Below are 14,379 nucleotides of genomic sequence, written 5' to 3'. Positions count from 1 at the left end.
GATCTGGTGCGCTCCCCGGGGAAATCACGAAAGACATCAGCTTTGCGGCCTCCTCCCATTTGCATTGCGAATGATCCGACCGCGCCGATCGAGCGCCGACGCGGCCCGGCTTGATATCAACCCAGGAAAGCGCGGATTTCGACTGCGATCTCGGCCGCGTGGGTTTCTAGAGCAAAATGGCCGGTATCAAAGAATTTGACCACCGCGTCTGGAATGTCCCGGCGATAGGCCTCAGCACCTGGCGGCAAGAAGAAGGGATCGTGCCTGCCCCAGACCGCAAGCAGACGCGGCTTATAGGTTCTGAAATAATTCTGGAAGGTCGGATAGAGCGCGACGTTGCTCTTGTAATCGCCGAAAAGATCGAGCTGCACCTTCTCCGAACCAGGTCGGGCGAGATAGAAACTATCGAGCGAATAGCCGTCGGGAGAGACCTTCGAGGGGTCCGGGACACCGTGCGTGTATTGCCACGCCGTCGCGTCCGGCTGAAGGAATGCCTTCAGTGCATTACGATTTTCCTCGGAGGCTTCGCGCCAATAGGCTTGGATCGGATTCCAACCTTCGCTCAAGCCCTCTTCATAGGCATTGCCGTTCTGGGAGATGATCGCCGTGATCCGTTCCGGATGCTTCAACGCCAGTCGGAAGCCGGTCGGCGCACCATAATCGAAGACATAGACGGCATAACGGTCGAAGCCAACGACTTCCGTGAAACGGTCGATCGTCTCGGCGATGCTGTCGAATGTGTTGCTGTCCTTCGGGGCGTCGGATTGCCCGAAGCCGGGTAGATCTGGGGCAATGATGTGGTAGCGATCCGCCAGAAGCGGGATGAGATCGCGGAACATGTGGCTGGAAGTCGGGAAGCCATGCAGCAGCAGAAGCTTGTCCGCGCCGGCCGAGCCTGCTTCACGGTAGAAAACCTTCACACCTTCGATATTGACGCTGCGATAGCTGATATCAGTCATGTTAAGCTCCTTTCATAACCTATCAACATTTATTTCCTAGGTTACATTTTCAGAATTCAAATGGTGCCTAAAACACACCTGCGTTGACACCGGCACCGGCGAAGGTGCCATCATCCGTGCGGAAAACTCAATCCTCTGTAGCGGCGTCGGCCTTTTCCCGCCAATGGAAACAAATAACCTCTTTAATGACACCGATATGGTTACTCTTCGCGTATGTAACTTGTCAAGAGGCTTTGGAACGGTTATATAGTCGCTATGTTTTCGAGCGGCCTTTCAGCCCCCTGTCGGCCGGAATAAGGAGCAGTCGATGGACAGCCATTCACCCGCCATCTTCGTTGGCGACACGCCGGGACTGGATTTCCTCAATTCGGTCGCAACGCCGGTGGATGTGCCGATCGACTGGATTGACGATGGAGAGGGTCTGCTGCGCTGGCTGGAACAGGCAGGCCTAGTGCCGCGGGAAACGCTTGCCGCCATGCGCAAGCAGGCGCTGCCGGGCGAACTCGACAAAGTCGCCGACCAGGCAAGAAGCCTGCGTGAGTGGTTCAGAACTTTCGTAAACTCCCACAGGGGAAAGCCGCTGGCATCAGAGGCCTTGAACGATCTGGAACCGCTGAACCGTCTGTTGGAACGCGATGAAGGTTTTAGCCGGATTGTCACAAGAAAGCCGGGCGAAGATCGCGAACTCTGCCTTCAGCCGATGCGGAAATGGCGCTCACCGGAATCGCTGCTATTACCGATCGGCGAAGCGCTGGGACGTTTCGTCTGCACGGAAGATTTTTCCGATGTGAAGGCCTGCGAAGGCCACGCATGCACCTTGATGTTCGTTGACCATACGCGCGGGCGCCGCAGACGCTGGTGCAGCATGGCGATGTGCGGCAATCGCTCCAAGCAGGCAGCCCATCGACACCGGCTCAAGCAGAGCTGACGCCAGTCCCGCAAAAGACAGGCGTTTTGCTGGAAGCATGAATTACAGCTGGAGCTAAGCGGGCTCGCTACTGCCCGATATCTCTAGAGTCGGGCCAAGAACACCATTGACTCAGGCCGGATCTTCCCTGTGAAGATCGTGGATGGCGACCGCGTCGTCCGTGAAGGGCGGCAACAGCCAATCGGTGTGGCGTAGCGTCCGCTTGGTATCCTCAAGGCCCATATCCCAATGCTCGCGCATCGACGTGCCGGAAAACTCATAGTCCTTGGCGTGGCCTTCGTAGTTCTTGTGCTGATAGATCAGGTGCACGATATTGACGACGCCGGCATCGGAATAATCGGCAATCAGCTCTTCCTCTTCCGCGGTCAGCTGATCTTTCGGAACACGCTTTAACGCGCTCAGAAGCTTCATCTTCAGCCCGTGAATGCGCTTGAAATTGTCGGTGTTCTGCCGTGTGCGGCTCGAATACATGATGTCCTTATGGCGTGAAAGGACATCCGGCATGCTGCGCGGCAGGACGCCGCGGGCACTGAAGAGATCCACCTGGAAGACCAGAGAGCTGCGGTCCTCTTCCTGATCGAGCAGATATTGCAGCGGCGTGTTGGAGACGATGCCGCCGTCCCAGTAATACTCACCTTCGATGCGGATCGCCGGCAATGCGGGCGGCAGGGCGCCGCTCGCCATGATGTGCTCGGGGCCGATGCGGATATGGTCGGTGTCGAAATAGACGAAATTACCGGTGCGGACATTCACCGCGCCGACACTGAAACGCTTCTTGCCGTCATTCAGCACGTCGAAATCGATGAGCATCTCCAGCGTCTTCTTGAGCTCTGCCGAGTCATAGAAACTGGTGGCACCCTCGGCGCCCGGCAGTTCGAGCCAGGGATTGGGAAAGCGCGGCTTGAAGAAGCCGGGCTGCCCCATGGTCATCGTCATCCAGGAACTGGTGCGATTACGGATATCGCGGAAGAAATCGCCTTCCGGCGTATAGGCCCAGATCTTGCGGCCGGAAATGATCTGCCAGAACTGCTCCAGACGCTGCAACCGCCGGCCCGGCTCGTTGCCGGCGATGATCGCAGCATTGACCGCGCCGATCGAGACGCCGGAGAGCCAGGTCGGCTCGCATCCCGCTTCGGCAAGCGCCTGATAGACGCCGGCCTGATAGGCGCCGAGCGCACCGCCACCCTGGAAGACCAGGGCAACGCGATCATATTGCGCAGCTATTTCCGGAATGGTCGGCGCTACCGCCTTGATATTTCGTTCGAGCACGATCCGTCTCCAGTATGGTCTAACAATAAGGCTTCGGCTACCTGCGCTCGGCGAGATAGTCGTGAACGACTTCGCCTAGCCCGAGCGTCAGATCGGCGGTAAAATGAACAGCCGAAACCACTTCCAGCACGGGCAGTCGCGCGACGTCAGCCATGACATGCGGCCGAAGATCGAGGGCGGCCGGCGAAGTCCAGGCTTCCTTGATGGTAATATCGGTCAGATAGTAGCGCACCAGCTCGCAGATGCGCGGGGTCGCATCGACATGCGGCACAATCTTGATCAGGAAATTCGGCTCCGAGAGAGCTGATAGAAGCGGTCCCTGGTCGATCGGCTTGTGTTTGTAACCCATCGTCCCCGTAGCGCAGAGAACGCAGCCGTAATGCAGCGTGCCGACGATGACTTCGCCTTCGTTGACGATCTTCGGACTGGCAAGCTTCTTCGGAAAGCCCCAGATCTCGCGCCCGCCGGTGATCGGCGCATCGTCATCAAGATACATGGAGTGGACATAGCCGCCCTTTTGTCCGCGATAGGTCACCGGAATGACCTGTCCGGTCTCGGTGTAATCACCAAAGCCGGTGGAATCGGGCATGCGGATGAATTCATATTTCACCAGCGGCTCGTCGATTTCGAGCGGCGCCGGTACGACGGCTTCAAGGGCCTCGCGCGTGGTGCGATAGGTGATGATGATATATTCGCGATCGAAGAACCGATAAGGCCCTGGAGGATAGGAAGGATTGGTCAGCGGCATCGCATAGGCATGCTTCAGAATGTCTTCGACCTTCATCGTATTGTCCGTCGTTGGAGGAAATCGCCGGGCGTCGGAGCGAAAACTTGCATGGTTGCATGACAGTGAAGTGTCAGGGGACGAAAGCCCACGGCTCGGAGCAAATTGCGCTGTTATCAAAGCGACATATCCGGCTGGCAGTGTGCGCTCATATCGAGCATTTCCCTTGTCCAACCATCTCATAGCGATTGCGGGAGTAACATCATGGGTTCGTTGACTTCGAAGAATGCGCTGGTCACCGGTTCGACGAGCGGTATCGGGCTTGCGATCGCCCGCGCCTTTGCCGCCGAGGGCGCGAACGTGACGATCAACGGCCTCGGCGATGCCGATGCGATCGAAAAGGAACGCGCAGCCATCGAAGCTGATTTCGGCGTGCAGTGCCGCTACTCCGCTGCGAATATGATGAATGGTGAGGAAGTCACTGCCATGGTGCGTGAAGCCGAGGAAGCCTTCGGCAGCCTCGATATTCTCGTCAACAATGCCGGCATCCAGTTCGTTGCCCCGATCGAGGAATTTCCGGACGACAAGTGGGAAGCGATCATCCGCATCAACCTGCTTGCCGCCTTCTACGCCATCAAAGCTGCCATCCCCGGCATGAAGGCGCGCAAATGGGGCCGCATCATCAACACGTCTTCGGCACACGCGCTCGTCGCCTCACCTTTCAAATCAGCCTATGTTTCGGCCAAGCACGGCATTACCGGCCTCACCAAGACCATCGCTCTCGAAGCGGCGCAGAACGGCGTAACGGTCAACTCCATCGCGCCCGGCTATGTCTGGACGCCGCTCGTCGAAAAGCAGATCCCCGAGACCATGAAGGCGCGCAACATGACGGAGGAGCAGGTCAAGCACGACGTGCTGCTGGCCGCCCAGCCGACGAAGGAATTCGTAACCGTCGACGAAGTTGCCGCTATCGCGGTGTTCCTGTGCAGCGACGCCGCAAAGCAGATTACGGGCACGACGCTTTCCGTCGATGGCGGCTGGACCGCCGAATAACACCGAAGCCATAGCCGGCACATGCTTGAGCACCGTGCCGGCTCTCAGCAGCCCAGGGCTGCAGCAACGACATGAAAACAGAGCAGGAGGCGCACAATGACCGACGAAACCCAGGACCCGCTCAGCCGTATCAAGGATGAGATCGTCGACAGCTTCGACGAAGAGCTGGAGATGCAGCTCGAAGAGGACCGGCTGGACGAACTGGTCGCAGAAGGCCTTATCAGCGAAGGTGAGGCGACGCTCGACCGCCGCGTCTATTTCCGCGAACTTTTCCGGCTTCAGCACGAGCTCGTGCGCCTGCAGGACTGGGTCCAATACAAGAAGCTGAAGGTCGTCGTGCTGTTCGAAGGGCGCGATTCCGCGGGCAAGGGCGGCGCCATCAAGCGCGTCACGCAGCGCCTCAATCCGCGCGTCTGCCGCGTCGTCGCATTGCCGGCACCGACCGAGCGCGAACGGCATCAATGGTACTTCCAGCGCTATGCAGCGCACCTGCCGACCGCGGGCGAAATGGTGCTGTTCGACCGCAGCTGGTACAACCGCGCCGGCGTCGAGCGCGTCATGGGCTTCTGCTCGCCGGAGGAACTGGAGGAGTTCTTCCGGTCGGTTCCGGATTTCGAGCGCATGCTGGTTCGCTCCGGCATCATCCTCATCAAATACTGGTTCTCGATCACTGACGAGGAACAGGAATTCCGCTTCAACATGCGCATCCAGGATCCGCTGAAGCAGTGGAAACTTTCGCCGATGGACCTGCAGAGCCGCGTGCATTGGGAGGAATATACCAAGGCCAAGGAAGAGATGCTGGAGCGCACCCATATTCCGGAAGCGCCGTGGTGGGTCGTCCATGCCGTCGACAAGAAGAGGGCGCGACTCAACTGCATCGCCCATCTTCTGACTCAAATCCCCTACGAAAGCGTACCGAAGCCGGAAATCGTGCTGCCGGAACGCATGCGCAATGCGGACTATCACCGCACGCCGGTACCGCCGGAAATGTACGTGCCGGAAATTTACTGATCAGGACCGATGAGGGGCCTGCTTCCGGCGGGCCTCTCTGAAGGATTAGTTGAAAAAGGAAATCCCTGTCACTCGCCACCAGCACGCGAGGCCGGCTCAAGGTCAGGCTGAACGATAGGCCCATTCGGACATGGCGCCCAAGCCCAGCCGCCGCAAAAGCTCATAGGCGACTCTCCGGTTGATGGGATTGTGCAGCCTGAGAACTTTCGAGCCAAGAAAATCCATCTCCGCATGTTCAAACGGCAGGAGATGTCGTGCCCTGCCAAGTGCGGCTCGATAGAGCCCATGAAAATCCCGGCGGCAGACATAGGTCTTGTACTTCGTCACGCAAAAGGCGGCAAAGCTATCGCTGTTTCTGCGCAGAAAATCCGAGACACCGATCGTCACCTCCGGCCAGGCCGGATTGAACGTATCGTCGAAGGCGATGATGCCATGATCGGCCAATACGCTCTTCGCCAACCGGCTATCGGCAACGATGTGGCGAAGCAAATGTCCTCCGTCGATGCTGAAAAAACGAACCTGCCCAACCTTGTCGATGATGGCCTGCGGATCGAGCCCGGTGCTATCGCCCGTTATGACCAGGTCCTCATCAACGGGAATGCCCAGTGATCTTCCGTTGTCGAGGAAGCGTTGATATTGCGCACCATCCGCTTCTATGTCGAAAAGGTCGATCGCAAGCACATTGTCATCGGGTGCGCTGATCTTGCGCAGCAAAAAATAGGACCGCCCGTAGTAAACTCCGATTTCGGCGAGGCCGCCGTAAAGTTTCTCCTGCCTTTGTTTTTCGATCAACGACAGGAAGACAAGCGCATCCGGTGGGTCGATGTAACCATCGATTTTCTGAAGATCACGAAACACAAATTTTCGAACGCCCGATTTCAAATGTAAACCTCACTGGTTTTCTTCATGCATTTCGCCTCCGAGCCTGCTCATCGACTGGAACCGGCCGATCAAGAAACGCCCCCGTTTCTGCCGGAACCGCGAACAGCGAAGCCGGAAGCTCTCGAAAATTGGGACGGTGCGGCGTCAAGGCGAGCATCACTCACGGATATAGCGACCTTTCTGTCGTATTTTGGATAGCTATGCGCGTGTTGGATAGTCGGGCCTATGTCGGGTCCAGTACTGAAACCGCATCGCAGATAATGACGAATAGCGAGCCGGCATCCCAAGTGATGTATAATGTGAGTCTAAAATTCATATCATCGGCCGAGGAGACCGTCATGACTGCGCCGCATCCGTCCAAAACGCATATCGGCAACCATGCGCTGCATCCCGAAACTCAGATGCTGAATTACGGCTACGACCCGGAATTGTCCGAGGGCGCGGTCAAGCCGCCTGTTTTCCTGACCTCCACCTTCGTCTTCAAATCGGCCGAGGACGGACGTGATTTCTTCAATTATATCTCCGGCCGCACCGAGCCGCCGGCGGGCACTGGCGTCGGGCTCGTCTACTCACGCTTCAACCATCCGAACAGCGAAATCGTCGAGGATCGCCTCGCCGTCTATGAAAAGGCAGAAAGCGGCGCGCTGTTTTCCTCCGGCATGTCGGCCATCGCAACAACCCTTCTCACCTTTGCGCGACCGGGCGATGCGATCCTGCATTCGCAGCCGCTTTATGGCGGTACGGAAACGCTGGTCGCCAAGACATTCCTCAATCTCGGAGTAGCCGCCGTCGGCTTCGCCGATGGCGTCAACGAAGGCTCGGTGACGGCAGCTGCCGAGGAGGCGATGACCAAAGGCCGTGTCTCGGTCATTCTCGTGGAAACGCCTGCCAACCCCACGAACAGTCTCGTCGATATCGCCATGATCCGCCGCATTGCCGATGCGATCGGCAAGAGGCAGGGACACACACCGATCATCGCCTGCGACAACACGCTGCTCGGCCCGGTCTTTCAGCGGCCGATCGAGCACGGGGCCGATATCTCCCTCTATTCGCTGACCAAATATGTTGGCGGCCATTCCGATCTGATCGCGGGTGCGGCTCTCGGCTCAAAAGCCGTCATCAAACAGGTGAAAGCACTGCGCGGAGCGATCGGCACTCAGCTCGATCCGCATTCCTGCTGGATGCTCGGCCGGTCGCTGGAAACGCTGCAGATCCGCATGGAACGGGCAAACAGCAACGCACGGGCGGTCGCCGATTTCCTGCGGGATCATCCGAAGGTCGAGCAAATCCACTATCTGCCCTACACGGATCCGTCCTCGGCAACGGGCCGTACCTTCGCCGCCCAGTGCAGCGGTGCGGGCTCCACCTTCTCCTTCGACATCAAGGGTGGCCAGCCGGCATCGTTCAAATTCCTGAACGCACTGCAGATCTTCAAGCTGGCCGTCAGCCTCGGCGGCACGGAATCGCTGGCCTCCCATCCGGCAACGACGACGCATTCCGGTGTGCCTGTGGATGTACGCCATCGCATCGGCGTGCTGGAATCGACGATCCGCCTGTCGATCGGGATTGAACACCCCGATGACCTGATCGCCGATCTTGCTGCTGCCCTCGACGCCGCGTGATAAAGTCTACGTACGCGGCCGAAAGACCTGGAGTGAAATAGATCAGGGTCGCACGGCCAGGAGGTTGGCATCGCGTGCGAGGCGCCACTCCCCGTCAGCCTCCTTGCGCAGAAGCGTGAGCGTATAACCCGATCGATGCACGGCGTCGCCGCCCGGCCGTGTCACCGTCATGTCGATGTGATTGCGGATATAGGCCCAGTCGCCGAGCACCTGCAGTTCGACGATCTCGCTCGCACCCTCCATCTTCATGCTCTCCATGCCTTTGGAAGCCGCAGCAAATGTCGCCTTGCCGAAAGGTTCCTGGCCGGGAACCATGAAGATGACATCGTCCGTCATCAGTTCGAGGACGGTCGCCGTATCACCCGCCTTGCTTGCGGCAATCCAGGTTTCCACGACTTTCCGGATTGCCTTTTCATCGTCGGTCATTCCGAATTCTCCTCGATAGGCGCCGCGCTACCGGGCGGCTGCGATCTGCCCCGCTGTCAGCGGCAGCCTGTCGGTTGAACAGGTTCACCATTGCGACCTATCCCGTGTGATCAATCGCCTGGCCGGACCTTGATTTCCAGATCGCCATCATAACGGCAAGTGACCGTAAACTGAACAAACAAGCCGCCCGCATCATGGGCGTTTCTCACGTCCATCCGGCTTTCCATTCGAACGAGCTCGAGCGAGGGATCACGGTCTCCTCCAGGAGCGCCTGTAGCCAGTCGGCGAAAACATGAACGCGGCGGGAGAGATGCCTGCGATGCGGATAGAGCAACGTCATCTGCAGCGGTTCCGCCCGATGATCTGGCATGACCTCGACAAGTTCGGCCGCCTCTAGATGCTGGCGTAGGTCGTAGGCCGGATTCTGAATCAGCCCCAAACCCGCGACACAGCAGGCGATATAGGCCTCGGCGCTATTGACGGTCACGCGGCCTCGCATCGGCAGGCTGCGCAATACCCCGTCTTCCAACCATTCCCAGGGCTCGGTTCGCCCGGTCGAGGGCGAGGCATAATTTACGGCCCAATGGCGGCCGAGATCTTCGGGCGTTTGCGGCGTACCATGCCTCGACAGATAGGCAGGACTTGCGACATTGATGAGCGGCAATTTTCCGATCGGCCGGGCAATCAGCCCTGAATCAACAAGCGGGCCGACGCGCAACACGCAATCGACGCTGTCCTCCACCAGATTGACGGCACGATCGGTAACGCCGAGATCCACTTCGATATCGGGAAACTGATCGAGAAAGGACGGCAGCGCCGGCGCTATGATTAGGCGACCGATGCGGCCCGGCACATCCGTCCGCAATTTACCGGATGGTTTGGCGTCGCTCTGTCGAAACAGGCTTTCCGTCTCCTCGACATCGGCAATTACCCTCAGGCACCGGTCGTAGAAGGCCGTGCCATCCTGGGTGGGCGACACCTTGCGCGTACTGCGGTAAAGCAGACGCGCGCCGACACGGCGCTCCAGCTCCATAACGGCAGCGGAGACCGAGGAGCGCGGCAAGCCCAACGTATCCGCTGCGCGGGTGAAGCTGCTGCATTCCACGACACGCGTGAAAATCCTGAAGAGGTCGATGCGATCCAAAGCTACACCGCTATTGTCCGTAAATTCTGACAGATGATGTCAAATTAGACCGCTTTATCGGCAAATTCCAGACGATAGATTTGCTTCAGGAAGGGCGGCACGGTGCCGTCCCACTTCCCAAGGAGGGCTCTTTCATGACCGATCATTCGATCAAAGGGAAAACCGTCATCATTGCCGGCGGCGCCAAAAATCTAGGCGGCCTGATCGCCCGCGACTTCGCAGCGCACGGCGCAAAGGCGATCGCCATCCACTACAACAGCGCCGCTACCAAGGCCGATGCGGATGCGACGGTTGCGGCTATCAAGGCAGCCGGTGCCGAAGCTGCCGCATTCCAGGCCAATCTCACGACCGCAGGCGCGGTGGAGAAACTCTTTGCCGAGGCCATTGCCGCCTTCGGCCGTCCCGATATTGCGATCAACACCGTCGGCAAGGTGCTGAAGAAGCCGATAGTCGATATCTCCGAGGCAGAATACGACGAGATGAGCGCCGTCAATTCCAAATCGGCCTTCTTCTTCCTCAAGGAAGCCGGCAAATCGCTCAACGACAACGGCAAGATCTGCACGCTCGTCACGTCGCTGCTCGGCGCCTTTACGCCGTTCTATTCAAGCTATGCCGGGACCAAGGCGCCGGTCGAGCATTTTACCCGTGCTGCGGCTAAGGAATTCGGCGATCGCGGCATCTCGGTGACCGCGATCGGCCCCGGTCCGATGGACACGCCTTTCTTCTACCCAGCGGAAAGCGCCGATGCCCAGGCCTATCACAAGGGCGCCGCCGCTCTCTCGAAGTTTTCGAAGACCGGCCTTACCGATATCGAGGATATCGTGCCCTATATTCGGTTCCTGGTCTCCGACGGTTGGTGGATGACCGGACAGACCATTCTCGTCAATGGCGGTTATACGACAAAGTAAGCGGATCGGATCTATCTCCGGCCTGTCGAAAAAGCAGCCTATTCCGATCCTTCCTTCAGCATAGCGGCACGCAGGGCGTCGCTAAGCTCCATTCTGGCCGTTCCGATCAGCTGCTCCATGGCAAAACGTGCAGCATCGGGCCGGCGCATGCGGATCGCATCCAGCACATCCTGATGGCGCGCGATCGCGTAATCATGCGACTGGCTGGCCCGGTTGGTCAGGCGAAAACTCGCAAGCAAAGCGGCGCGGATCGCAGTGGCGAACTGGCGGAAAACCCAATTGCCGCTGGCATTGATGATCGCGGTATGAAACTCCAGATCCGCCTGGCTCCATGCCTCGTTGTCGCGGGCATTGGCAGCGACCATGTCCTCGAAGGCCTCGGCAATCTGTGCAAGCTGCTTGGCCGTGGCATTGGCAGCCGCCTGTGCGGCGGCGGCGGGTTCCAGCACTTGCCGCGCATCGAGCAGGGAATCGTAGAAGCTGCGGTCGTTGCTGAGTGCCAGGGTCGCATCGAGAACCAGCGGGTCCAGATAGTTCCAGTTCTCTCGTGGCAGAACAGTGGTGCCGGCGCGGGTGCGCGAACGGACCATCCCCAGCGCCGACAAATATTGCATGGCTTCGCGCAGGCTGGTGCGGCTGACGCCGTAAACTTCCGAGAGTTCGGCCTCATTGGGAAGAACCGAGCCCTCGGCGAGAGAGCCCGAGACGATCTGCCCGATGAGCTTCTTCAACAGCTCCTCGCGCACCGTACGCCGTCCCTGCTCAGGCGCGGCCCCGGCCTGCGTCGTCCGTAAAGATCCCAAACGCGTACTCATCCCTAGCACTCCCTTCCGCTGGCCCGGCAGCGATCATGAGCGGCACCACGCCCCGGCATCAATGCGCAACTGCAAGCTCGATAAACTTCTCTCCAAACTTCTCCAAGGAAATCCGACCGTTACAAACGACTGCCACGCCCTGCCGCAGACGAGCGCAGATTGTCCAACAGAACGGCAAGCAGCAGAATGCAGCCGCGTACGAGATATTGATAGAAGGCCTGGATATTGAGCAGGTTCATGACGTTCTCGGCAATGCCCATGATGAGGACGCCGACGATCACGCCGGTCATCGCTGCGCGGCCGCCTGCCAGAGACACGCCGCCGAGCACGCAGGCCGAGATGACGGAAAGCTCGAGCCCGGTTGCCGCGTTCGGCTGGCCCGAGGTGATGCGCGAGGCAAGCAGAATGCCGGCGATGGCGCAGACGAGACCCTGCAAGGCAAAGATCCAGATCCGCATATTGACGACGTTGACGCCGGCCAGACGCGACGCCTCGGGATTGCCGCCGATCGCAAGCGTGTTCTTGCCGAAAACAGTGCGGTTGAGCGTGAAGCCGAAGATGATGAAGAGCAGCACCATGATCCAGATCGGCGTCGGCACCGTCAGAAAGCGCGACAGCGCGAGCTGATAGAAGGCCGGATCGTTGATGCCGACGGCGCGGCCATCAGACGCGATCAAGGCAAGGCCGCGCACGATCTGCATCGTCGCGAGCGTGGTGATCAGCGCGTTGATGCGGAACTTGGCGATGACGACGCCATTGACGACGCCGACGACGCTGCCGCAGATCAGCGCGGCGAGCAGGCCGAGCGGAATGGAACCGGTGGAGTTCGACACCATGACGGCAATCATGCCCGAGAAGGCGACCGTTGAGCCGACCGAGAGATCGAAGTCGCGCGAGGCCAGGCAGAACATCATCGTGCAGGCGACGATGCCGATCGTCACCACCGACTGCAGCAGGCCGAGCATGTTACGCTCCGTCAGGAAGCTCGGCACAAAGAGCGAGACGATCACGAAGGCGATCGCGAAGATCACCACGAGACCCTGTTCGCCGAGGAGAATTTTTTTCAACGAATTCATCACTACTATTCCTGAATTAGATCGTGCCGGCGGCATTCTTGTCGGGCAAGGCTGCGGTCAGAATGGCCCGTTCGTCGAAATCGGCGCGGGCGACATTGGCTGCGACGCGCCCCTGGCACATGACCATGATGCGATCGGAAATGCCCATGACCTCGGGAAGTTCGCTGGAGATGACGACAATCGCCATGCCGCCGGCCGCCAGCTCGTAGAGAATTTCATAGATTTCCGATTTGGCGCCGACGTCGATGCCGCGCGTCGGCTCGTCGATGACGAGAACCTTGACACCCTGTTCCGAAAGCCACCGGCCAAGGATGACCTTCTGCTGGTTGCCGCCCGAGAGATTGACGATATCCTGCTTGCGGGAGGGCGTACGGACCCTGAGCTTGGCGATGAACTGATCGGCGACCGAGGCTTCCTTTTTCGGATTGAGGATGCCGAAGGGCGAGAAATGCCGCCGCGAAGAAATCGCAATGTTTTCCTCGATCGATCGCCCCTGAATGATGCCGTCGAACTTTCGATCTTCAGGGCAGAGAACCATGCCGGCACTGATGGCCGCCTTCGGATTGTTCGGCGCGACGGCAACGCCGTCTATGGAAACGCTGCCCTGATGACGATGATCGGCACCATAGAGAAGCCGGGCCATTTCGCTTCGGCCGGCGCCGATGAGGCCGAAGAAGCCAAGGATTTCGCCCCTGCGAACCGAGAAGCTGACGGGATTGCGTAACTTCGAACCGGAGAGCGCCTTAACTTCCAGACGCGCCTCGCCGAGCGGGCGTTCGCGCCAGCCCCAGATATTGCTGATTTCGCGTCCGACCATTTGCGAGATGATCTGCTCGCGCGTCGTATCGGCAATGTCAGGATGATGGGCCGCAAGCTTGCCGTCGCGCAACACGGTAAGGCTGTCGCAGAGCCGGAAGATCTCATCCAGGCGATGCGAGACATAAAGAATGACGGTACCGTTGGCTCTCAGCCGGTCGATCAGGGAAAACAGGATTTCACTTTCACGTGACGAGAGCGAAGAGGTCGGCTCATCGAGCGCGATCACCCGCGCATCAACCATGACGGCCTTGGCGATCTCCACCATCTGGCGCGCGCCGATCGACAGCGAGGATACCTTTGCCGCGGGATCGACATCGATGCCGATTTCCTTGAGCTTCGTGCGAACGGTCCCGATCAGCGTCTTGCCGTCGATCACGCCGGCCTTGCCGGGAAAACGGCCGAGCCAGAGGTTTTCGGCAACCGTCAGTTCCGGCACCAGCTGCAGTTCCTGATGGATGACGATGACGCCGGCATGAAAGGCATCGCGGACAGAGCTGTAGTGTTGCTCCACGCCATCGATGACGATGCTGCCGTTATCGGCGGCCTGATCGCCGGAGAGAACCCGGATCAGTGTCGACTTGCCGGCGCCGTTTTCGCCCATCAGCCCGTGCACGGCACCCCTTTCGACATCGAAAGAGACGTTCGACAGCGCCTGGACACCGGGATAACTCTTGAAAATGCCCCTGAATTCAAGGAAAGCCATGCTTGCTCCATCGAGAGAAGGTCCGGCGGCATTTATGAGG

Annotated in this window: 14 protein-coding genes; 5 read left to right on the top strand and 9 right to left on the bottom strand. The window is 59.1% G+C overall.

The window, feature by feature from the left end; all coding sequences use genetic code 11:
• Positions 1 to 116 precede the first annotated feature (116 nt).
• On the bottom strand, positions 117 to 959 hold the full coding sequence (locus tag I8E17_RS19890; RefSeq protein ID WP_069610226.1) for an alpha/beta hydrolase: 843 nt from the start codon (positions 957 to 959) through the stop codon (positions 117 to 119).
• Positions 960 to 1,266: 307 nt separating this feature from the next.
• On the opposite strand from I8E17_RS19890, the gene I8E17_RS19885 reads away from it, so the two are divergent.
• Positions 1,267 to 1,887, top strand: coding sequence for an ABATE domain-containing protein (locus I8E17_RS19885; protein WP_113366209.1), 621 nt, complete (start codon positions 1,267 to 1,269; stop codon positions 1,885 to 1,887).
• Between the two features lie 111 nt (positions 1,888 to 1,998).
• On the opposite strand, the gene I8E17_RS19880 is transcribed toward I8E17_RS19885, so the two are convergent.
• Positions 1,999 to 3,156: a patatin-like phospholipase family protein gene (locus I8E17_RS19880; RefSeq protein ID WP_069610224.1), complete on the bottom strand. Its 1,158-nt coding sequence runs from the start codon at positions 3,154 to 3,156 to the stop codon at positions 1,999 to 2,001.
• Positions 3,157 to 3,193: 37 nt separating this feature from the next.
• Positions 3,194 to 3,940 (bottom strand): acetoacetate decarboxylase, encoded by a 747-nt coding sequence (locus tag I8E17_RS19875; protein ID WP_219511645.1) that lies wholly within the window; start codon positions 3,938 to 3,940, stop codon positions 3,194 to 3,196.
• Positions 3,941 to 4,144: 204 nt separating this feature from the next.
• Between I8E17_RS19875 and I8E17_RS19870 the strand changes: the two genes are divergently transcribed.
• Both I8E17_RS19870 and ppk2 read left to right on the top strand, forming a co-directional pair.
• The gene (locus I8E17_RS19870) at positions 4,145 to 4,933 is read left to right on the top strand and encodes a 3-hydroxybutyrate dehydrogenase (protein ID WP_069610222.1); all 789 of its coding nucleotides are present in this window, start codon (positions 4,145 to 4,147) and stop codon (positions 4,931 to 4,933) included.
• Positions 4,934 to 5,029: 96 nt separating this feature from the next.
• Positions 5,030 to 5,944 (top strand): polyphosphate kinase 2, encoded by a 915-nt coding sequence (gene ppk2 / locus I8E17_RS19865; protein WP_069610221.1) that lies wholly within the window; start codon positions 5,030 to 5,032, stop codon positions 5,942 to 5,944.
• A gap of 102 nt (positions 5,945 to 6,046) precedes the next feature.
• On the opposite strand, the gene I8E17_RS19860 is transcribed toward ppk2, so the two are convergent.
• A complete protein-coding gene (locus I8E17_RS19860) occupies positions 6,047 to 6,826 on the bottom strand; it encodes a class I SAM-dependent methyltransferase (RefSeq protein ID WP_069610220.1) in 780 nt (259 codons plus the stop codon).
• A gap of 338 nt (positions 6,827 to 7,164) precedes the next feature.
• Between I8E17_RS19860 and I8E17_RS19855 the strand changes: the two genes are divergently transcribed.
• Complete coding sequence (locus tag I8E17_RS19855) at positions 7,165 to 8,448, top strand: cystathionine gamma-synthase family protein (RefSeq protein WP_069610219.1); 1,284 nt, start codon at positions 7,165 to 7,167, stop codon at positions 8,446 to 8,448.
• Between the two features lie 42 nt (positions 8,449 to 8,490).
• Here the strand turns inward: I8E17_RS19855 and I8E17_RS19850 are convergent, their stop codons facing one another.
• Both I8E17_RS19850 and I8E17_RS19845 read right to left on the bottom strand, forming a co-directional pair.
• The gene (locus tag I8E17_RS19850; RefSeq protein WP_069610218.1) at positions 8,491 to 8,874 is read right to left on the bottom strand and encodes an SgcJ/EcaC family oxidoreductase; all 384 of its coding nucleotides are present in this window, start codon (positions 8,872 to 8,874) and stop codon (positions 8,491 to 8,493) included.
• Positions 8,875 to 9,079: 205 nt separating this feature from the next.
• Entirely contained in the window at positions 9,080 to 10,018 is a 939-nt protein-coding gene (locus I8E17_RS19845) for a LysR family transcriptional regulator (RefSeq protein ID WP_069610217.1), read from the bottom strand.
• 134 nt (positions 10,019 to 10,152) lie between these two features.
• On the opposite strand from I8E17_RS19845, the gene I8E17_RS19840 reads away from it, so the two are divergent.
• Positions 10,153 to 10,926 (top strand): SDR family oxidoreductase, encoded by a 774-nt coding sequence (locus I8E17_RS19840; RefSeq protein ID WP_069610216.1) that lies wholly within the window; start codon positions 10,153 to 10,155, stop codon positions 10,924 to 10,926.
• A gap of 38 nt (positions 10,927 to 10,964) precedes the next feature.
• Here I8E17_RS19840 and I8E17_RS19835 read toward each other — a convergent pair whose 3' ends face one another.
• The 3 genes from I8E17_RS19835 to araG form a co-directional block, all read right to left on the bottom strand.
• Positions 10,965 to 11,741, bottom strand: coding sequence for a FadR/GntR family transcriptional regulator (locus I8E17_RS19835; protein ID WP_069610215.1), 777 nt, complete (start codon positions 11,739 to 11,741; stop codon positions 10,965 to 10,967).
• A 119-nt stretch (positions 11,742 to 11,860) separates the two neighbouring features.
• Complete coding sequence (gene araH / locus I8E17_RS19830; protein ID WP_069610214.1) at positions 11,861 to 12,817, bottom strand: L-arabinose ABC transporter permease AraH; 957 nt, start codon at positions 12,815 to 12,817, stop codon at positions 11,861 to 11,863.
• 16 nt (positions 12,818 to 12,833) lie between these two features.
• Positions 12,834 to 14,339: an L-arabinose ABC transporter ATP-binding protein AraG gene (gene araG / locus I8E17_RS19825; RefSeq protein ID WP_069610213.1), complete on the bottom strand. Its 1,506-nt coding sequence runs from the start codon at positions 14,337 to 14,339 to the stop codon at positions 12,834 to 12,836.
• Positions 14,340 to 14,379 lie beyond the last annotated feature (40 nt).

Origin of the sequence: Rhizobium sp. AB2/73 (genome assembly GCF_020871915.1) — a bacterium.
In the GTDB taxonomy this organism is placed as follows: Bacteria; Pseudomonadota; Alphaproteobacteria; order Rhizobiales; family Rhizobiaceae; genus Rhizobium; species Rhizobium dioscoreae.
Note: the sequence above shows the minus strand (reverse complement) of the source record. Positions and strands in the feature narration are given on the sequence as shown.